This is a genomic window from Pantoea sp. 18069, from assembly GCF_902706035.1.
In the GTDB taxonomy this organism is placed as follows: Bacteria; Pseudomonadota; Gammaproteobacteria; order Burkholderiales; family Burkholderiaceae_C; genus Comamonas.
On record NZ_CACSJA010000003.1, the window covers coordinates 1 to 19,424 of the forward strand.

At 66.1% G+C, this 19,424-nt stretch carries 19 protein-coding genes; 6 read left to right on the forward strand and 13 right to left on the reverse strand.

The genetic code is table 11. The features are described from left to right. Positions 1–332: 332 nt before the first annotated feature. Together GVL12_RS03900 and GVL12_RS03905 are read right to left on the reverse strand one after the other, a co-directional pair. Complete coding sequence (locus GVL12_RS03900) at positions 333–1,757, reverse strand: FAD-binding oxidoreductase (RefSeq protein WP_159911350.1); 1,425 nt, start codon at positions 1,755–1,757, stop codon at positions 333–335. Between the two features lie 88 nt (positions 1,758–1,845). After that, on the reverse strand, positions 1,846–2,181 hold the full coding sequence (locus tag GVL12_RS03905) for an EF-hand domain-containing protein (RefSeq protein ID WP_159911351.1): 336 nt from the start codon (positions 2,179–2,181) through the stop codon (positions 1,846–1,848). 145 nt (positions 2,182–2,326) lie between these two features. On the opposite strand from GVL12_RS03905, the gene GVL12_RS03910 reads away from it, so the two are divergent. Further along, the gene (locus GVL12_RS03910; protein ID WP_159911352.1) at positions 2,327–2,899 is read left to right on the forward strand and encodes a cob(I)yrinic acid a,c-diamide adenosyltransferase; all 573 of its coding nucleotides are present in this window, start codon (positions 2,327–2,329) and stop codon (positions 2,897–2,899) included. Between the two features lie 6 nt (positions 2,900–2,905). Here the strand turns inward: GVL12_RS03910 and GVL12_RS03915 are convergent, their stop codons facing one another. The 3 genes from GVL12_RS03915 to GVL12_RS03925 all read right to left on the reverse strand — a co-directional run bounded on the left by GVL12_RS03915 (position 2,906) and on the right by GVL12_RS03925 (position 6,474). Continuing rightward, positions 2,906–3,328, reverse strand: a complete 423-nt coding sequence (locus tag GVL12_RS03915) for a hotdog fold thioesterase (RefSeq protein WP_159911353.1) — start codon at positions 3,326–3,328, stop codon at positions 2,906–2,908. A gap of 130 nt (positions 3,329–3,458) precedes the next feature. Next, positions 3,459–4,973, reverse strand: a complete 1,515-nt coding sequence (locus tag GVL12_RS03920) for an acetyl-CoA hydrolase/transferase family protein (RefSeq protein WP_159911354.1) — start codon at positions 4,971–4,973, stop codon at positions 3,459–3,461. Positions 4,974–5,184: 211 nt separating this feature from the next. Beyond that, positions 5,185–6,474: a solute carrier family 23 protein gene (locus GVL12_RS03925; protein ID WP_159911355.1), complete on the reverse strand. Its 1,290-nt coding sequence runs from the start codon at positions 6,472–6,474 to the stop codon at positions 5,185–5,187. A 296-nt stretch (positions 6,475–6,770) separates the two neighbouring features. On the opposite strand from GVL12_RS03925, the gene GVL12_RS03930 reads away from it, so the two are divergent. From GVL12_RS03930 to minE, 4 genes are all read left to right on the forward strand, one after another. Beyond that, positions 6,771–8,897, forward strand: a complete 2,127-nt coding sequence (locus tag GVL12_RS03930; RefSeq protein ID WP_159911356.1) for an acetoacetate--CoA ligase — start codon at positions 6,771–6,773, stop codon at positions 8,895–8,897. Between the two features lie 103 nt (positions 8,898–9,000). Beyond that, on the forward strand, positions 9,001–9,741 hold the full coding sequence (gene minC / locus GVL12_RS03935; RefSeq protein ID WP_159911357.1) for a septum site-determining protein MinC: 741 nt from the start codon (positions 9,001–9,003) through the stop codon (positions 9,739–9,741). Between the two features lie 66 nt (positions 9,742–9,807). Next, complete coding sequence (minD, locus tag GVL12_RS03940) at positions 9,808–10,623, forward strand: septum site-determining protein MinD (protein ID WP_159911358.1); 816 nt, start codon at positions 9,808–9,810, stop codon at positions 10,621–10,623. A 3-nt stretch (positions 10,624–10,626) separates the two neighbouring features. Continuing rightward, positions 10,627–10,887 (forward strand): cell division topological specificity factor MinE, encoded by a 261-nt coding sequence (minE, locus tag GVL12_RS03945; RefSeq protein WP_159911359.1) that lies wholly within the window; start codon positions 10,627–10,629, stop codon positions 10,885–10,887. Positions 10,888–11,076: 189 nt separating this feature from the next. Here the strand turns inward: minE and GVL12_RS03950 are convergent, their stop codons facing one another. The 5 genes from GVL12_RS03950 to GVL12_RS03970 all read right to left on the reverse strand — a co-directional run bounded on the left by GVL12_RS03950 (position 11,077) and on the right by GVL12_RS03970 (position 14,805). Further along, positions 11,077–11,583 carry a flavin reductase family protein gene (locus GVL12_RS03950; RefSeq protein ID WP_159911360.1) on the reverse strand — a complete coding sequence of 169 codons (507 nt, stop codon included), beginning with the start codon at positions 11,581–11,583 and terminating at the stop codon, positions 11,077–11,079. Between the two features lie 9 nt (positions 11,584–11,592). Further along, a complete protein-coding gene (locus GVL12_RS03955; protein WP_159911361.1) occupies positions 11,593–12,309 on the reverse strand; it encodes a PolC-type DNA polymerase III in 717 nt (238 codons plus the stop codon). 136 nt (positions 12,310–12,445) lie between these two features. Further along, positions 12,446–12,868 carry a universal stress protein gene (locus GVL12_RS03960; protein WP_159911362.1) on the reverse strand — a complete coding sequence of 141 codons (423 nt, stop codon included), beginning with the start codon at positions 12,866–12,868 and terminating at the stop codon, positions 12,446–12,448. A 123-nt stretch (positions 12,869–12,991) separates the two neighbouring features. Continuing rightward, positions 12,992–13,846: a metallophosphoesterase gene (locus GVL12_RS03965; RefSeq protein WP_159911363.1), complete on the reverse strand. Its 855-nt coding sequence runs from the start codon at positions 13,844–13,846 to the stop codon at positions 12,992–12,994. Then, entirely contained in the window at positions 13,843–14,805 is a 963-nt protein-coding gene (locus GVL12_RS03970) for a LysR family transcriptional regulator (RefSeq protein WP_159911364.1), read from the reverse strand. The genes GVL12_RS03965 and GVL12_RS03970 overlap by 4 nt, the downstream gene beginning before the upstream one ends. 24 nt (positions 14,806–14,829) lie before the next feature. Between GVL12_RS03970 and GVL12_RS03975 the strand changes: the two genes are divergently transcribed. Further along, positions 14,830–15,255, forward strand: coding sequence for a hypothetical protein (locus GVL12_RS03975; RefSeq protein WP_200843485.1), 426 nt, complete (start codon positions 14,830–14,832; stop codon positions 15,253–15,255). Between the two features lie 501 nt (positions 15,256–15,756). Here the strand turns inward: GVL12_RS03975 and GVL12_RS03980 are convergent. The 3 genes from GVL12_RS03980 to GVL12_RS03985 form a co-directional block, all read right to left on the reverse strand. Continuing rightward, on the reverse strand, positions 15,757–17,622 hold the full coding sequence (locus tag GVL12_RS03980; RefSeq protein ID WP_159911365.1) for a phosphoenolpyruvate carboxykinase (GTP): 1,866 nt from the start codon (positions 17,620–17,622) through the stop codon (positions 15,757–15,759). A 305-nt stretch (positions 17,623–17,927) separates the two neighbouring features. Beyond that, positions 17,928–18,074, reverse strand: a complete 147-nt coding sequence (locus GVL12_RS26220) for a hypothetical protein (protein ID WP_200843486.1) — start codon at positions 18,072–18,074, stop codon at positions 17,928–17,930. A 135-nt stretch (positions 18,075–18,209) separates the two neighbouring features. Further along, on the reverse strand, positions 18,210–19,409 hold the full coding sequence (locus GVL12_RS03985; protein ID WP_159911366.1) for a threonine ammonia-lyase: 1,200 nt from the start codon (positions 19,407–19,409) through the stop codon (positions 18,210–18,212). Between the last annotated feature and the right edge of the window lie 15 nt (positions 19,410–19,424).

A 19,424-nucleotide genomic window follows, 5' to 3' on the forward strand; every position in this document is an offset into this window, starting at 1 on the left:
TTTCGGGGCCTCCTTCGCAAGTGGTTGCTCAAAACTCCACTTTGGCACTTGATGCCGTCAGATGCGAGACCCTACTCTGCGAGTGCCGGCGCAGAAGAGGGAGGTGTCCATACCATCTCGCTACGCGCCTGCGGCGCTGCGCTCGAACAACTGCGGCGAGTCAGTTGACGAAGCGGGTGTGTCCTTCGGCACACCCGCCAGCCCGGGCCCTGCGCGCGGCAGGCGCAGCCAGAAGGGCGGGGCGCGGGCCCCCGGGGAGCCGGAATCGGGATAGCTTCTTTGGGGGGGACAGGGCTTTGGCCGTGCCAAAGGTTGCCACCCCAAAGCCAGCTTTACAGCGTGAAGATCTTCCCCGGATTGAGGATGTTCTTTGGATCCAGCGCGCGCTTGATGGCGCGCATCATGTCGACCGCGCCGGCGCCGGTTTCGTCGACCAGGAAGCCCATCTTGTGGATGCCCACGCCGTGCTCGCCGGTGCAGGTGCCGCCCAGGCGCAGCGCGCGCGCGACCAGTTGGTGGTTCAGGGCTTCGGCGGTTTCGAGCTGCGCGGGCACGTTCGGGTCGAGCAGGTAGCCGAAGTGGAAGTTGCCGTCGCCCACGTGGCCCACGAGGAAGTAGGGCAGGCCGCTGGCATCGGCTTCGGTGATCGAGTCGAGCAGGCAGTCGGCCAGGCGGCTGATGGGCACGCAGGTGTCGGTGCTGATCGCGCGGCAGCCCGGATGGGAGCTCACGGCCGCGAAATAGGCGTTGTGGCGCGCGGTCCACAGGCGCGTGCGGTCCTCGGGCGTGCTGGCCCATTCGAAGGCCTGGCCGCCGAACTCGCTGGCGATGTCCTGCACGGTCTCGGCCTGCTCCTTGACGCCTGCGGGCGAGCCGTGGAATTCCATCAGCAGCATCGGTTCTTCGCGCAGCGTGGTCTTGCTGTAGGCGTTGACCATGCGCACCGAGTTCGCGTCGATCAGCTCGACGCGCGCGATCGGCACGCCCAGCTGTATGGTCTGGATCACGGTGCGCACCGCGGCTTCAATGCTGGGGAAGGAGCAGACTGCGGCCGAGACGGCTTCGGGCAGCGGGAACAGGCGCACCGTGACTTCGGTGACGATGCCCAGCGTGCCTTCGCTGCCGACCATCAGCCGCGTGAGGTCGTAGCCCGCGCTGCTTTTCTTGGCGCGCGTGCCGGTGTGGATCACTTCGCCGCTGGCCGTGACGACTTCGAGCGCGAGCACGTTCTCGCGCATGGTGCCGTAGCGCACGGCGTTGGTGCCGCTGGCGCGCGTCGCGGTCATGCCGCCGATGCTGGCGTCGGCGCCCGGATCGATGGGGAAGAACAGGCCGGTGTCGCGAATCGCTTCGTTGAGCTGCTTGCGCGACAGGCCGGGCTGCACGGTCACCGTGAGGTCTTCCGCGTTGACACTGAGCACGCGGTTCATGCGGCTGACGTCGAGGCTGATGCCGCCCTGGACGGCCAGCAGGTGGCCTTCGAGCGACGAGCCCGAGCCGTAGGCAATGATGGGAACTTCGTAGCTGCTGGCCAGCTTCACTGCGTCGACCACGTCCTGGGTGCTTTCGGCGAAGACCACGGCGCTGGGCGGCGGCGCCTGCAGCGCGCCTTCATCGCGGCCATGCTGCTCGCGCACGGCCAGGGATTGCGAGCACTGCGCACCGAAACGGGCGACCAGGGCGTCAAGAAAGGCAGCGGGCACCGGGCGTGGCGCGATGGCGGGCAACAGGTGCTGGGCAGCGACGGGTGAATTCATGGATGGACCTCTTCAAGCTATCCAAAAGAATACCACCCGTGAACGGCGCGGATTCGTGGTGCGGCGCATGCCGCAGCAGCGCGCGAGACTACTGGCGCGCGCCCCGCTGGAACTCTTCGAACGACAGGCTGCCGTTGCCGTCGGTATCGAGTTCGCGCAGGCGGCTGGCGATCACGGGCAGGGCCTGGGCTTCGGCCGCGCTGAGCTGGCCGTCATGGTTGCTGTCGGCGCGCTCGAAAGCCGCCTGTTCGGCGGTTTGCCGGGGCGGTGCCTGCGGTGCGGGCGAGGCCGGTGCCGCGGCGCTGCGCGCGGTGGGCTGGGGCGCGGTCTGCGCACTCGCCGCGCCGCCGAACACCAGGCTGGCAAACAGGACCATGCTGCGCACTTCGAAAGCGCCGATGGTGCGGGGATGGCTGGCCTTCATGGACAAAACTCCGGAACAATGAAACACGATTGCATTCCACTGCACATCGGGCTGCTTTGCTAGCATTTTTGCTTGTTGTTGCCTGGGTCTACACTTTCCTGCGCGCTGTAACCGAGAATGGGCGTTTTTCCTCGCAGGAACCACCATGGGCAACCGTTTGACACAGATCGCCACCCGTACGGGTGACGACGGGACCACCGGCCTTGGGGACAACACCCGGGTCTCGAAGAACAGCGGCCGCCCGCATGCAATGGGCGATGTGGACGAACTCAATTCCCACATCGGCCTGCTGCTGTGCGAGCCGCTGCCGCAGGACGTGCGCGAGCTGCTGGTCGATGTCCAGCACCAGCTGTTCAACCTGGGCGGCGAGCTGTCGATTCCGGGCTTCGAGCTGCTCAAGGACGAAGGGCTGCTGCAGCTCGACAATGCGCTGGCGCACTACAACGCGCAGTTGCCGCGCCTGCAGGAGTTCATCCTGCCCGCGGGCACGCGCGCCGCGGCACAGGCCCATGTCTGCCGCACGGTCGCGCGCCGCGCCGAGCGCATGGTCGTGGCGCTGGAGCAAAGCGAAGCCATGCGGCCCGCGCCGCGCCAGTACCTCAACCGCCTGTCGGACCTGCTGTTCGTGCTGGCGCGCGTGCTCAATCGCGTGGACGGCGGCGACGACGTGTATTGGAAAAGCGAGCGCCTGGCCGCGCAGGCGGGTGACGCCTCCTGATACGGCTCAGCGCGGTGCCAGGATCGCCATGGTGATGCGCGATGTGCAGGTCGGCTGGCCTTTGTCGTTGACCATGTCGATCTGCCACACATGGGTCGTGCGGCCTATGTGCACCGGCTTGGCGGTGGCCGTGACCCAGCCGCTGCGCGCGGCGCGCAGGTGGTTGGCGTTGATGTCCAGGCCGACCGCGGTATGGCCTTCGGGGCTGGCGTAGAAGGCGCCCAGCGAGCCCAGGGTTTCGGCCAGCACCACGCTGACGCCGCCGTGCAGCAGGCCGAAGGGCTGGACCGTGCGCGCGTCCACGGGCACGCGGCCGACGAGGTAGTCGTCGCCGATTTCGGTGATTTCTATGCCCAGATGGCTGACGGCCGTGTTGGCGCTGTGCTGGTTCAGGGCGTGCACGGAAGCGGGCTTTTTCCAGATCGACATAAGGCAACTCATAGCAGTGGGAGCAATGCCTGCATCATGCCCGCAGCCGGCGCGGGCTGCACAACCGATGCGACAGCGCACAAAAAAGCCCGGCGGCGGCCGGGCTGGTGGTGGGGACGATGCAGTCGGGTCAGACGTGCATGGTTCCGGTGTCGAGGAAGCGCTCGTGCCAGCTCAGCGCTTCGCGCAGGATGTGCGGCGTGTGCTGCGCGCCCTTGAGGCGCGCGCGGTCGAAGTAGTCCTGCAGCATGGGACGGAAGTCGGGGTGGGCGCACTTGTCGATGATGACCTGGGCGCGCTCGCGCGGCGACAGGCCGCGCAGGTCGGCCAGGCCCTGCTCGGTGACGATGATCTGGGTGTCGTGCTCGGTGTGGTCGACATGCGAGCACATCGGCACGATGCAGCTGATCTTGCCGTCCTTGGCGACGGACGGTGTGACGAAGAACGACAGGTAGCCGTTGCGCGCGAAGTCGCCCGAGCCGCCGATGCCGTTCATCATTCCCGAGCCCATGATGTGGGTCGAGTTGATGTTGCCGTAGATGTCGGCTTCGATCATCGAGTTCATCGCGATGATGCCCAGGCGGCGCACCAGCTCGGGGTGGTTGCTGATCTCCTGCGGACGCAGGATGATGCGTTCGCGGTAGAAATCGATGTTGCGCTCGAAGTCTTCATAGGCGCTGTTGCTCAGCGAAATCGAGGTCGCCGAAGCCTGGCGCATCTTGCCCGCGCGCAGCAGGTCGAGCATGCCGTCCTGCAGCACTTCGGTGAAGCCCAGCAGGTTCTCGAACGGCCCGGTCAGCAGGCCGGCGAGCACGGCGTTGGCCACGTTGCCCACGCCCGACTGGATGGGCAGCATTTCCTTGGGCAGGCGGCCTTGCTTCATCTCATGCGACAGGAAGTCGATGATGTGGCCCGCGATCTGGCTGGACACGGCGTCGGGCTGGGCAAAGCCCGAGTTGCGGTCGCTCTGGTGGGTTTCGACCACGGCGATGACCTTGGCCGGATCGACGCGCAGGTAGGCCTCGCCGATGCGCTCGGCGGCATGCGTCATGTGGATGGGCGTGCGCCGCGGCGGGATGGCCGTGCCGTAGTAGATGTCGTGCATGCCCTCGATGGCCTGCGGGGGCTTGGTGTTGACTTCGAGGATCACCTTGTCGGCGATCTCCAGCCAGGTCTTGTTGTTGCCCACGGCCGTGGACGGGATCAGGCGGCCGTCGGGCAGCACGCCCAGCACCTCGATCACCGCCACCTTCATCTCGCCGAGAAAGCCGAACCAGGCGTGCTGGGCGACGTGCGAAAGATGCATGTCGACGAAGTGAATTTCGCCGGCATTGATCTTCGCGCGGCAGATCGGGTCGGTCTGGAAAGGCAGGCGTTTTTCGTAGGCGTCGGCCGCGGCCAGCGTGCCGTCCATTTCGGGGGCCGTGGACGCGCCGGTCCAGACGCTGATCTTGAACGGTCGGCCCGCAGCGTGCTCGGCGCGCGCGCGCGCGGCCAGGGCCTGGGGAAGAAGCTTGGGATACCCCGCGCCGGTGAACCCGCTCATGCCGACATTGGCGCCCGCGGGCACCAGTTCGGCCGCCGCTTCGGCGCTCATGATCAGGGGGTGGAAATCGCTATACCGTACGCGGTCAATCAAGGACATCAACAAACTCCGCAAAAAAGCGCCACCGCCTGTCGCCAGAATTCGGGCGCGGTGGCTTGCGGGGCGGATATTAGCAGTGATGGACCTCGCATCCATGGTTTACCCGAGGTATCCGGTTTCCCGTCATGCTCACTGCGGGGCGCTGCCGGAAGACAAAAAAGGGGCCTTGCAGGCCCCTTGGGAAAGACGGGCCACAGGCCCTGCCTGTGGCTCAGCGGGGCTTGCGGTCCAGCAGCGCGTAGAGAATGATCGCGCCGAACGTTGCGGTTCCGATGCCGCCGAGCGCGAAATCGCCGAACTTGAGCGTGAAGTCGCCCGTGCCCAGGATCAGCGTGATCGCGGCGACGATCAGGTTCTTGTTCTGCGAGAAGTCGACCTTGTTGCGCACCCAGATGTTGGCGCCGGCGACCGCAATCAGGCCGAAGACGACGATGGACACGCCGCCCATCACCGGCAGCGGAATCGCCTGGATCAGCGCGCCGAACTTGGGGCTGAAGCCCAGCAGCACGGCCAGCACGGCCGCGCACAGGAACACCGCCGTCGAGTAGATGCGCGTGGCCGCCATCACGCCGATGTTCTCGGCATAGGTGGTCACGCCCGTGCCGCCGCCCGCGCCGCTGACCATGGTCGCGACGCCGTCACCGATGAAGGCCCGGCCCATGTACTGGTCGATGTTCTTGCCGGTCATTGCCGTGACGGCCTTGATGTGGCCCAGGTTCTCTGCGACCAGGATGATGACCACGGGAACGATCAGCAGCATGGCCGGCGCGCTGAACACCGGCGCATGCAGTTGCGGCAGGCCGATCCAGGCGGCGCTGAGCACGCCCGACAGGTCCAGCGGCTTGCCCAGGCCGGCGACATTGGTCAGCAGCGCGTAGAACAGGCTGGAGATGATCAGGCCGACGAGGATCAGCAGGCGCTGGACCATGCCGCGCGTGAGCACCGCGACCAGGCCGACGCTGACGAAGGTCAGCGCCTGCATCCAGCTGTCGAAGTTGCTTGCCGCCATGTTCTTGACCGGAATGGCCGCGAGATTCAGGCCTATGACCGCGACCACCGCACCCGTGACCACGGGCGGCATGAAGCGCTCTATCCAGCCCGTGCCCAGCCACTGCACGATCACGCCGATCAGCGTGTAGACCGCGCCGCAGGCAATGATGCCGCCCAGCGCCACGCCGATGTTGGCGTTCGCGCCCTGGCCCGCGTAGCCCGTGGCGGCGATCACCACGCCGATGAACGCAAACGACGAGCCCAGGTAGCTGGGCACCTTGCCGCCGGTGATCAGGAAGAAGATCAGCGTGCCTATGCCGCTCATCAGCACCGCGAGGTTGGGGTCGAAGCCCATGAGGATGGGCGCGAGCACGGTCGAGCCGAACATCGCAATCACGTGCTGGATACCCATCAGCCCGGTTTGCGGCCAGGGCAGGCGCTCATCGGGGCCGATCACGCCCCCGGAATGCAGCACATCGGAGGACTTTTCGGTCCATTGGAAAATTCCCATCGCTTCTCTCCTGTGAAAACTGGCGCGATGTTAGAGACATTCCGGGGTGGATGGGGGACAGAATCGCCAACCGTTGTAGGCGCATGACGCCGGCGCCGGTGTCGCCCAGGCGGCAGTCTGCGGGCTAACCCGCAAACACCTGCGCGCAGCCCGACTTAGAGTGGCTGACACCACCCAGCGAATCGCAGATTTGCGGTTGATGCTAGGCGCGTTGCCGCAGACAGTGCGAATAGCACGGCAAGGCAATGCAACGACGCAGCAAGGGTGGTGTCAGCCACTCTTAACGTCAGGGGACTATGTCCACACTTCCTGCCTATATCCCCCAGATTCGCCTTTACCAGGACTGGCTCGCGCAGCGCCATGGACTGGTGTTTGCCGACTACGACGCGCTGTGGCGCTGGTCGGTCACCGAGCTCAATGCATTCTGGCAAAGCATCTGGGACTACTGCGACCTGCAGTCGCCCACGCCGCACACGGCCGTGCTGGCGCGCAATGTAATGCCCGGCGCGCAGTGGTTTCCGGGCGCCCAGGTCAATTACGCGCAGCAGGTGCTGCGCCACACCGCGGCGGCGCAGGCCGCGGGCATGCCGGCCGTGGTCAGCTGCAACGAGCAGGGCCTGCACCGCGAGTTGAGCTGGCCCGAACTGCGCCGCCAGGTCGCGGCGCTGGCGCTGCACCTGCAGGCCCGGGGCGTGGCGCCCGGCGACCGGGTCGCGGCCTATCTGCCGAACATTCCCGAAGCCATGGTGGCGCTGCTGGCCTGCGCGAGCATAGGCGCGGTCTGGAGCATCTGCGCGCCCGACATGGGCACGCAGGCGGTGCTCGACCGCTTTCGCCAGATCGAACCCAAGGTGCTGATCGCGGTGGACGGCGTGCACTATGCGGGCCGCGACATCGACCGCCAGCCGGTGCTGGCCGAACTGCGCGCGCAGCTGCCCAGCCTGCAGCAGGTGGTGCTGGTCAACAACCTCGATCTGTCGCTGGACCGTGCCGACTGCGCCCACTGGGGTCGTATCACGGCGCGCGACGATGCCGCGACTGCAGCATTCGAGCCGCTGTGGCTGCCGTTCGACCATCCGCTGTGGATCGTCTACTCGAGCGGCACCACGGGCCTGCCCAAGCCCATCGTCCATGGCCACGGCGGCATGGTGCTGGTGGCGCTGCAGCTCAAGGGCCTGCACAACGACGTCGGCTGCAGCTGGGAGCCGAACAGCTGGGGCGAGCGCTTTCACTGGTACAGCTCCACGGGCTGGGTGATGTGGAACGCCCAGGTTTCGGGCCTGCTCGGCGGCACGACCTGCGTGATCTTCGACGGCAGCCCCGGTGGCAGCAAGGAGCAGCCCGACTGGGGCGTGCTGTGGCGCTTCGCGGCCGAGACCGGCGTGACCTGCTTCGGCTCGGGCGCGGCGTTCTATGCGAACTGCATGAAGGCCGGGGTGGATCTTTCGGAGTGCGGCGATCTGTCGCGCGTGCGCAGCCTGGGCTCGACCGGCTCGCCGCTGTCGGCCGATGTGCAGCAATGGGGCACGGAGCAGTTCCGCGCGCTGCGCGCCCAGGCGCAAGAACAAGGGCGCCCGGGCCTGTCGGCCGATGAGGACATCTGGTGGAACAACATTTCGGGCGGCACCGATTTCTGCGGCGCGTTTCTCGGCGGCCACCGCGAGCTGCCGCAGGTGCCGGGCGTGATGCAGTGCCGCCAGCTCGGCGCGGCCGTCGAGGCCTGGGACGACCAGGGCCGCTCGGTCATCGACGAAGTGGGCGAGCTGGTCTGCAGCCAGCCGATCCCGTCGATGCCGCTGTATTTCTGGGGCGACGAGGGCGGCAGGCGCTACCGTTCCAGCTACTTCGAGCATTTCGCAGCGGGCCAGGGTCGCCGGCCGGGCGGCGGCGACGCCGCGCCCGAGGCCGGCGCGGTCTGGCGCCATGGCGACTGGATACGCATCACGCCGGATGGCGGCTGCGTGATCTACGGCCGCAGCGACGCGACCATCAACCGCCACGGCCTGCGCATGGGCACGAGCGAAATCTACCGCGCCGTCGAAGCCCTGCCCGAAGTGCTCGACAGTCTGGTGGTCGACCTCGAACACCTGGGGCGCGAAAGCTATATGCCGCTGTTCGTGGTGCTGCGCCCCGGCGTGGAGCTCGACGCGGGGCTGCGCGCGCGCCTCAACGGCGCGATCCGCGCCGCAGTCTCGCCGCGCTTCGTGCCCGACGCCATCTACCAGGTGGCCGAAGTGCCGCGCACGCTCAGCGGCAAGAAGCAGGAGCTGCCGATCAAGCAACTGCTGCTGGGCAAGCCGCTGGCGCAGGTGGTCAACAAGGACACCATGGCCAACCCGGCGAGCCTGGCCTGGTACGAGGCGCTGGCCCGGCAGCGCCATGCCGAGGCCTTGGCGCACGGCGCGGGCGTGCAGATGTCATGACATGTATCTCTGCGGTCACACGCGGGCTGCGGTGCATGGCCCCGGGGTACACTTTGTCATCTTTTGAGATGCGTCTCCGACCTTTCCTCTCGCACTCCCCTCCATGGCCGCTGATTCGACGGGCAATGCCCGCTCCAGTTTTGACCTCAAGAGCGCACAGCTGCATGTCGTGGCCGTCGCGCTCAAGGACACCGACGTCCAGCTGGTCGCGGCCGACCTCGCGCAGCGCCTGGCCGATGACCCCGATTTCTTCGACAACGACCCGGTCCTCATCGATCTGGCCCAGGTCAAGGAGGTCGAGCAGCCCATCGATTTCCCGGCGCTGATCGCGCTGCTGCGCTCGCACCACACGCAGCCCGTCGCGGTGCGCGGCGGCAGCGAAGCGCAGGTCCGGGATGCCGTGGCCGCAGGCCTGAGCCTCGCGCCAGACGCGCAGACCGCGCGCCCGGCGCCGGCCGAAGTGCATGAAGTGATACGCGAAGTCGAAGTGGTGCGTGAAGTGCCCGCGCCCATGGCCGATGCGATGGTGATCGACAAGCCCTTGCGCTCGGGCCAGCAGGTCTATGCCCGGGGAACCGATCTGGTTGTTCTGGCCGTGGTCAGTTATGGTGCGGAAGTGATCGCCGACGGCAATGTGCATGTCTATGCGCCGCTGCGCGGGCGGGCCATCGCGGGTGCGCGTGGCAACACCTCGGCGCGCATTTTCAGCACCTGCATGGAGCCGCAACTGTTGTCGATTGCCGGCATGTACCGCACCACCGATACGGAGCTTCCGCCCGAGGTGGTCGGCAAGCCGGCCCAGGTCCGGCTTGACGGTGAGAAGATCATCGTCGAGCCTTTGTAATATGTCAGCGTTGTCGGAGCGTTATCTCCCAGCAATCGAGCCCGTCTTTTAAGGAATAGTGCAAACATGGCCAAAATCGTCGTCGTGACCTCCGGCAAGGGTGGTGTAGGCAAGACCACCACCAGCGCCAGCTTTGCCTCCGGCCTCGCTCTGCGGGGCCACAAGACCGCCGTCATCGACTTCGACGTCGGGCTGCGCAATCTCGATCTGATCATGGGCTGCGAACGCCGTGTGGTGTATGACCTGATCAACGTGATCCAGGGTGAAGCCAACCTGAACCAGGCGCTGATCAAGGACAAGCAGTGCGACAACCTGTTCGTGCTCGCGGCCTCGCAGACCCGCGACAAGGAGGCACTGAGCCAGGACGGCGTCGAGAAGATCCTCAAGGACCTCGGCGAGATGGGCTTCGACTACATCGTCTGCGATTCGCCCGCGGGCATCGAGAGCGGTGCGCTGATGGCCATGCACTTCGCCGACGAAGCGCTGGTGGTGACCAACCCGGAAGTCTCCTCGGTGCGCGACTCCGACCGCATCCTGGGCATGCTCAGCTCCAAGACCAAGCGCGCGATCGACGGCGGCGAAGCGATCAAGGAACATCTGCTGATCACGCGCTACAACCCGAACCGCGTCGAAGACGGCCAGATGCTGTCGCTCGAGGACATTCAGGACATCCTGCGCATCGAGCTGATCGGCGTGATCCCCGAGTCCGAAACCGTGCTGCAGGCGTCGAACCAGGGCATTCCGGCGGTGCACATGGCGAACACCGATGTATCCGAAGCCTACAAGGACGTGATCGACCGTTTCCTGGGAGAAGAAAAGCCGATGCGCTTCATTTCGGCACAGAAACCAGGCTTCTTCAAACGCATCTTCGGAGGGAAGTAAGACATGTCGATGCTGTCTTTTCTGTTGGGCGAAAAAAAGAAATCGGCTTCGGTCGCCAAGGAGCGTCTGCAGATCATCCTCGCGCACGAGCGCGTCGGTGGCGGCCGCAGCCAGCACGATTACCTGCCCGAGCTGCAGCGCGAGCTGATGGCGGTGATCTCCAAGTACGTGACCATCCACCCGAACGACATCAAGGTCCACCTCGAGCGTCAGGACAACCTCGAAGTGCTCGAAGTCAAGATCGAGCTGCCTGAAGCGAAATAAGGCCCCCACGCTCCCCCACTGCGTGTGGGTCGCTGCCCCCCAAGGGGGCCCTCGCGGCTTGGGGCGGCCCGGCGCCGCTCGTTCACACCCTTCTCAAGAATGTGTGAAGTGCGTGCACGCCCCTTGCCAAAGCGTCTTGTCGTCTCTTACTGAGCTTGGCGCAAAGGGCATTTTCGGCAGCAGCGGGATCTACCTCATGCGCCCATCGTGATAAATCAGCGGCGCCGCATCATTGCGGTGGCTGCAATGCTCGACTTCGCCGACGAAGATCACGTGGTCGCCTTCCTGGTAGCGGCTGCGGTTGAAGCATTCAAACGTCGCCACGGCGCCATCGAGCAGGGGCATGCCGGTCTGGCCGGGTTGGTGGACAACGCCTGCCCAGCGGTCTATGCCCTTGGACGCGAACTGTTCGGCCAGCGCTTTCTGTCCAGCTCCGAGCACATGCACCGCATAGTGCGAGCAGGCCATGAAGACCGACAGCGAAGCGGCGCTGTTGGCCATGCTCCACAGCACCAGCGGCGGATGCAGCGATACCGAATTGAACGAGCTCACCGTCACGCCCACGGGCTGGCCCTGGGCATTGAGTGCGGTCACGATGGTCACGCCGGTCGCGAACTGGCCAAGCGCCTTGCGGAAATCATGCGAGGAAAATTGCGGCGGCTGGGCCACGGCGGAGTGGGGTAGGGGCGAGTTCACGGGCAGCGATCACGGACAGGATGGGCCTATTATGGGCTGAGCCTGATGAACCGCTGCGTCCGGGGGAAGAAGGCCGCCATCGCGGCTGAAGAGGTCGGCGCTGCGCAGCGGGAATTTCGCTGCTTGCTGCGCGAGCATGCGCGCCATCTGGCCCTTGGGGCAGCGCTGCAATTCGGACAGCAGCCCGTGCCCGGTCTGGGCAATGCCCCAGCGCTGGCGCAGGTCCTGCTGCATGCGCGCGAGCAGGCTGGCCGCCATTTCGGCATCGGCCAGCGCCCGGTGGGCGCGCCCCGCGCGCGGCAGGCCCAGGTGGTCGACGATATTGCCGAGCTTGTGGCTCGTGGCCTCGGGGTAGAGCCGCCGCGACAGCAGTACGGTGCAGGCAAACGGCTGCGGCGCGGGCAGGCCCGCATGCGCGAGTTCGGCCTCCCAGAACTTGCGGTCGAACGCGGCGTTGTGCGCGACCATGGGCGCCGCGCCGACAAAGCGCGCGGCGTCGCGCATCACTGCTTCGGCCGCCGGGGCCGTCGCCACCATGGCGTTGCTGATGCCCGTGAGCTGGGTGATGAACGAGGGAATCCAGACACCGGTGCGCATCAGGCTCTGGAAACGGTCGACGACCTGGCCCGCTTCCAGCAGCACGATGGCCACTTCCGTGGCACGCGCGCCCTGGCCGGGCGCCATGCCCGTGGTTTCAAAGTCGATGACGGCAATGGCAGAAGACATGGAGAGATTGTCCCATGGGGTCCATGCTTGCCCCGCGCATGGGGGGCGCGCTGGTGCATTTCGCCTGTTGAAAGCCAAAAAAACCGGAGACGGGTCTCCGGTTTCCATTTCATGGCCTGCGCGCAGGCCGGAGCGCTCAGCGCACCAGCAGCACGGGAATGGTGCTGTGGGCCAGCACCTGGGTGCTCACCGAGCCCATGACCAGCTTGCCCAGTGCGCCATGGCCATGGGTGCCCATGACCAGCAGGTCGAACTGGCCTTCGTCGGCCAGCTTGGCGATGCACTCGCCCGCGGGGCCGACTTTGCCCATGCGTGCGGCGTTCACACCGTGCTTGGCGAGAAATTCGCACACGGGTGTGAGCACCTTGTCGAACTCTTCCTGGTAGTACTGTTCGACCACGTCCTTGCCCAGCGCGCTGCGCGCGCGCGGAGGCAAGGTGGCTTGCACCGTCACGGCCGTGTACTCATGGGTACGGGCCAGCAACTCGGCGTGCGAGGCCAGGTAGTTCAGCATTTTCTGGGTGTATTCGCTGCCGTCGACAGCAAGCAGTATTTTCATGGCGTCCTCCTAATGTTCAGAAACCAGATTAATCCCAGCAGAAATTGCGTGCCTTGATTTAAGTCATGTTTTTGCAGGCCGCTGCCGGAGAACCGCAAGGACTGGGCGCATGCGGTATTCCCATCATAGTTCTATGCATGCGCGCGGCTGGAAAAAGTCCTGCTCGCCCTTGCGCGCATAGCCCAGGGGGTTGGCCACGACGCGGCACTGCCAGGGCGCACCATCGGCACGCTGGCCGCGCACGGTGTAGTCGCTGGGCGCGTGCAGATGGCCGTGCAGCCACAGCGGCGCATGGGCGAGCCAGTCATCGAGCGCATTGCAAAATCCCGCCGTGCCCGGCACCAGGCCGTAGCGCGGATCGGCGCTGCGCAGGCTAGGCGCGAAGTGGGTCACGGCCACGGTCGCGCCGTCGAAGGGCCGGGCCAGCGCAGCCTGCAGCCATTGCTGGCACAGCAGCGCCTGTTCGCGCATCGGCTCGGCGAGAAAAGCTTCGCCGTGGCGCGTGCCACCGGTCTTGCGCAGGTAGAAGTTCGCGGCGCGGAATGCCTTGTCGCGCAGGCGCAGCAGCGCGCCCAGATCGCCCGACTGCACCTTGGCGTCCTGCAGCGCGATCGCGTCGTAGTCGGTCCACAGCGTGGTGCCGACAAAGCGCACGCCGCCCAGCGCCGCCGTTTCGCGCTCGAGCCAGATCAGACCCAGGCGGTCGCAGGTGGCGCGCAGGCGCGCATGGGCGACGTCGAAGTCCTGGTTATCGTATTCATGGTTGCCGGGCACGAAGATCACGGGGCAGGGCCAGCCCGCGTATTGCGGCAATGGAGAGAAACGGGCCAGGCCGAAGTCCTGGTCTTTCAGCAGCCCGCCTTCCTGGTAGGAGCCGATGTCGCCGGCGAGCACCAGCACATCGGCGCCGGCCGCGGGTTCGGGCTGGAAATGGGGGTGGGCTTCGAGGTGCAGGTCGGAAAGCAGCTGGATCTTCATGGGGCGCGCGGGAAAGTGTTTTGTGCGGAACGGAACAGGGCCTGCAGCAGCCAGTTGCAGGCGCTCGCCTGGGGGCCACGGAGGGGCCACAGTGCCTCGACATGTACCGGCGGCACGCTGAACGGCAACTCGCGCAGCGCGAGCGATCCGGCCATGCCGGTCACGGGAACGAAGTGGCGCGGCAGGATGGTCAGCAGGTCGGATTGGACCACCACGCGCCCGGCGGTGAAGAACTGGTTGACGGTCAGCACCACCTGGCGCTTGCGGCCCAATGCGGCCAGGGCTTCGTCGATGAAGCCGAAGGAGCGCCCGGAAAAGCTCACCAGCATGTGGCGTGCCGCGCAGTAGTTGTCGAGCGTGAGCGGCGCATGGGCCAGGGGATGGCCTTCGCGCATCACGCAGATGTAAGCGCTTGCATACAGTCTGCGGCTTTCAAAGCCTACGACATCGCCCGACTGCTCGCGCGCCGTGAGGTCGGCGAGCACGGCAGGAAAGTAGCCCACGGCAATGTCGGCCGTGCCGTCCTCCAGCAGCTGGCGCGGGTCGCGCGTGGTCAGCGGCAGCACGCGCACCGAGACGCCGGGCGCTTCGCGCTCGATGATGGAGTAGAGCGCGGGCACCAGCGTCGACGCCGTGGCGTCGGCCATCGCGAGCACGAACGTGGTGGTGGCGGTGGCCGGATCGAACGGGTTGGGCGCAAGCGTCTGCTGCAACTGGGCCAGCGCGCCGCGCACCGCGGGCCACAGCGCGAGCGCGCGCGGCGTGGGCTGTACGCCCTGACCGTGGCGTACCAGCAACTCGTCGCCCAGCGCTTCGCGCAGGCGCCGCATGGCGTTGCTCACCGCGGGCTGGGTGATGGCGAGCTTGTGCGCGGCGCGCGTCAGGCTGCGTTCCGCCATGACCTCGTCGAAGACCCGCAGCAGATTCAGGTCGAGGTGGTGGAAGCTGTGCGGCGTCATGGCGGCAATACATCACTCATATGAATGATATTAATTCAAAAGATAAATTTGAAGTTGCAAAGGGTAAACCCTATGATTACTGCATTGCCCGGCAATTTCGCCACAAGCGTCTGTAACGAGGTTTCCATCATGACCAGCTTTGTAAATTCCAGCCAATCCCTTGAACACTCCGGCGTTGTGCGCGTGCAGCGCGCTGCCGTGTTCCTGCAGGCCACCGCCGCCGACCTCACCGGTTCGCAGCGCCTGCCGCTGTCTGCCAGCGTCCGGGCTGGACTGCGCATGCTGGCGGGCATTGCGCGCCGCGCCGCCGTGACGGCCCGTGCCGGCCACCGTGACTGGGTGCAAAGCCGCAAGCAGGCGGCTGAAGACGAGCGCACCTGGAACGCCGCGCTCAAGGATGCACGCATCATGGCTGATCTCAGCCGTGCAATGCACGGCGAAACTCGATAACACCCCCTAAGCGGGCCGTCGCTTCCCCTCTCAACCTTCGGTGGAGGGGGGCGCCCGGCGAGGGACGACATCATCGCTACGGGGCGGCCCTTGCTCGATGTCCCTGAATGGGGACGTTGAGCGCCTGTGATTGCTGAACCCGGTAGGAATCAAGCCGCTGCCCACAAGGCTGCGGCTTTTTTGCGGGCATGAAAAAAGCCCCCACGCTTGCTCGCTTCGCGTAGCCGCTGCCCCCCAAGGGGGCATTTTCATCTTGGGGCGGCCCGGCGATGAAAAGAGCCCCCACGCTTGCTCGCTTCGCGTAGCCGCTGCCCCCCAAGGGGGTATTTTCATCTTGGGGCGGCCCGGCGATGAAAAGAGCCCCCACGCTTGCTCGCTTCGCGTAGCCGCTGCCCCCCAAGGGGGTGTTTTTCATCTTGGGGCGGCCCGGCAATGAAAAAAGCCCTGCGGAGCAGGGCTTGGTCGGGAAGCGGGCAGGCCCGCTTCTCAGCGTACGGCGCTTCAGTCTGCGAGGCGCTTCTCAAGCTGGGAACGCGTGGCCAGCAGTTCCTGGGGCAGCTTGTCGGCGAGCTGGGTGAACAGCGCGTCGTGCAGTTGCAGCTCGGCTTGCCAGGCGTCCTTGTCGATGCGCGTCACGGTGTCGAACTGGCTGGCGTTGAAGTCCAGGCCTTGCCAGTTGATTTCCGCGTAGGCCGGGCTCACGCCGAGCATGTTGTCCACGCCCTGGACCTGGCCTTCGATGCGGTCGATCATCCACTTGAGCACGCGCATGTTCTCGCCGTAGCCGGGCCAGACGAACTTGCCGCCTTCGTCCTTGCGGAACCAGTTGGTGGTGTACAGGCGGGGCAGCTGCGCGCCGGTGGCCTGCAGCTTGGTGCCCATGTCCAGCCAGTGCTGGAAGTATTCGCTCATGTTGTAGCCCATGAACGGCAGCATGGCGAAGGGATCGCGGCGCACCACGCCCTGGGCGCCAAACGCCGCGGCGGTGGTTTCCGAGCCCATGGTTGCGGCCATGTAGACGCCTTCGGTCCAGGTGCGCGCTTCGGTCACGAGGGGCACGGTGGTCGAGCGGCGGCCGCCGAACAGGAAGGCGTCGATCTTCACGCCGGCCGGATCGTCCCAGGCGGGATCGAGCGCGGGGTTGTTGGTCGCGGCCACGGTGAAGCGGGCGTTGGGGTGGGCGGCCTTGGCGCCGGTTTCACGCGCGATCTGCGGTGTCCAGTCCTTGCCTTGCCAGTCGATCAGGTGATCGGGCAGGCTGCCGGTGTCCTTTTCCATGCCTTCCCACCAGACGTCGCCGTCGTCGGTCAGCGCGACGTTCGTGAAGATCACGTTCTTGTCGAGGCTGGCCATGCAGTTCGGGTTGGTGTGGTAGTTCGTGCCCGGGGCCACGCCGAAGTAGCCGGCTTCGGGGTTGATCGCGCGCAGCGAGCCGTCGGCCTGGGGCTTGATCCAGGCGATGTCGTCGCCGATGGTCGTGACTTTCCAGCCGTCGAACGCGGCGGGCGGCACGAGCATGGAGAAATTGGTCTTGCCGCAGGCCGAGGGGAAGGCGGCGGCGACGTGGTACTTGGTGCCGTCGGGCTTGGCCACGCCCAGGATCAGCATGTGCTCGGCAAGCCAGCCCTGGTCGCGGCCCATGGTCGAGGCGATGCGCAGCGCGAAGCACTTCTTGCCCAGCAGCGCATTGCCGCCGTAGCCCGAACCATACGACCAGATTTCGCGTGTTTCGGGGTAGTGGACGATGTACTTGGTCTTGTTGCAGGGCCAGCTCGTGGTGTCCTTCTCGCCTTCGGCCAGGGGTGCGCCCACGGTGTGCATGCAGGGCACGAAGTCGCCGTCGGTGCCGATGACGTCGTACACGGCCTTGCCCATGCGCGTCATGATCTTCATGTTCACGGCGACATAGGCGCTGTCGGACAGTTCCACGCCGACATGGGCGATGGGCGAGCCCAGCGGACCCATGGAGAACGGCACGACATACATGGTGCGGCCGGCCATGCAGCCGTCGAACAGCGGCTGCAGCGTGGCGCGCATTTCGTTGGGCGCCATCCAGTTATTGGTCGGGCCGGCGTCGGCCTGGTCCTGGCTGCAGATGTAGGTGCGGTCTTCGACGCGCGCCACGTCCGACGGGTCGGACCAGGCGAGGTAGCTGCCCGGACGCTTGGCGGCGTTGAGCGGCTTGAAGGTGCCGGCGGCAACCAGCTGCTGGCACAGCGCGTCGTACTCTTCCTGCGAGCCGTCGCACCAGTGAATGTTGGCCGGCTTGCACAGCGCGGCCATTTCGGCGACCCAGGAGATCAGCCGGGCATTCTTGACATAGGAGGGGGCCTGAAGCGTCAGGCCTTGCAGTGCAGGTGCGTTCATCACGGGAGCTTTCTAATTGAAAAAACGTTTTTTCAAAGACAGTGCAGCACCGCGCGAGCGGCTAGGCAGCCTTTGAGAAAACAGGTTTTTTCACGGTCGTAGGCAACGCCACCGGGCGGCTGCCCCGGTGCTCAAATCGAGAGGAAGCCGCCATTCTAGGGAGCTGGCGCATTTTTGTGTCAGGCAAAAGTCCAAAAAACTATGCAATATAAGTATCAATATATGCACATGTTGAAGTGGGAGTGCGCAAAAAAAGGGCAAAAAAAAGCCCCGTGACCGGGGCTTGGAGAAGCAATAAGGGGGTTTCAGGCCAGGTAGACGGCGATGAAGGCCAGCAGGAACATCAGCACCGCACCGACCAGCGGCAGCACGACCGGGATATAGCGGACGACGGCTTCGGTCGCGTCCTCGGGATGCTCGTCGGCCGGGGCCGGGGCGTGGGGATGGGTCATGAGACTGGGACTCCCGTCGGTAAGTCAAGAAAGCTGCACTGGGGCTGCAATGCCGTTATTTTAAGCAGACCCGGCCGGGGCCGGGCCTGGGGTTAGCCATGAGGCTGGCAGGGTGCTCAGATCGTGAACACGTTCTCAGACGCGCTGCGCTTCCATGCCCTGGGCGCGCAGGCTGGCGAGCACCTGTTCGACATGCGGCTGGTTGCGTGTCTGCAGAACGCACTCGATCTCGACGTTCTGCGCGGCCAGCAGCGTGAATGCGCGCTGGTGGTGGACTTCCTCGATGTTCGCGCCGGCGTCGGCCACGGTGGCGGTGATGCGCGCGAGCACGCCGGGCACGTCGCGCGCGCTCACGCGGATGCGCGCCAGCCGGCCCGAGCGCACCATGCCGCGCTCGATGATGGCCGCGAGCAGCAGCGGGTCGATGTTGCCGCCCGACAGCACCAGCCCGACCTTCTTGCCCGCAAAGCGCGCGCCGTGGCGCAGCATGGCGGCCAGGCCCGCGGCGCCCGCGCCTTCGACCAGCGTCTTCTCGATTTCGAGCAGCATCAGCACCGCCTGTTCGATGTCGCCTTCATCGACGAGCAGCAGGTCGTCGACCAGGTCGCGGACCACGCGCTGGGTCATCTGGCCGGGCGTGGCCACGGCGATGCCTTCGGCGATCGTCGACTGGCCCATGGGCCAGTCGCTGCCCTGGATCGCATTGACCATCGACGCAAAGCGCTGGGTCTGCACGCCGATGATCTCTATGCCGGGCTTGATCGCCTTGGCGGCCGTGGCCACGCCGGCGATCAGGCCGCCACCGCCTATGGCCACGACCAGCATTTCGAGATCGGGCTGGGCCTGCAGCATTTCGAGCGCCAGCGTGCCCTGGCCCGCGGCCACGGCGGCGTCGTCATAGGGGTGGACGAACACCAGGCCCTGGGATTGCGCCAGTTCACGCGCATGGGCCCGCGCTTCGTCGAGCGTGTCGCCGTGCAGCACCACTTCGGCGCCGAAGCCGCGCGTGCGCTCGACCTTGACATCGGGCGTGAAGCGCGGCATCACGATCACCGCGCGCAGGCCCAGCCGCTGGGCATGGTAGGCCACGCCCTGGGCATGGTTGCCGGCGCTCATGGCGATCACGCCGCGCGCGCGCTCCTCGGGCGTGAGCTGGGCGAGCTTGTTGCAGGCGCCGCGCTCCTTGAACGAGGCGGTGAACTGCAGGTTCTCGAATTTGAGGAAAACCTGCGCGCCGACGATCTGGGACAGCGTGCGCGATTCCACGCAGGGCGTTTCCAGGATGTGGCCCTTGAGGCGCTGGGCGGCGAGTTCGATGTCGTGGAGGCTGATCATGGGCCATTGTCTCCA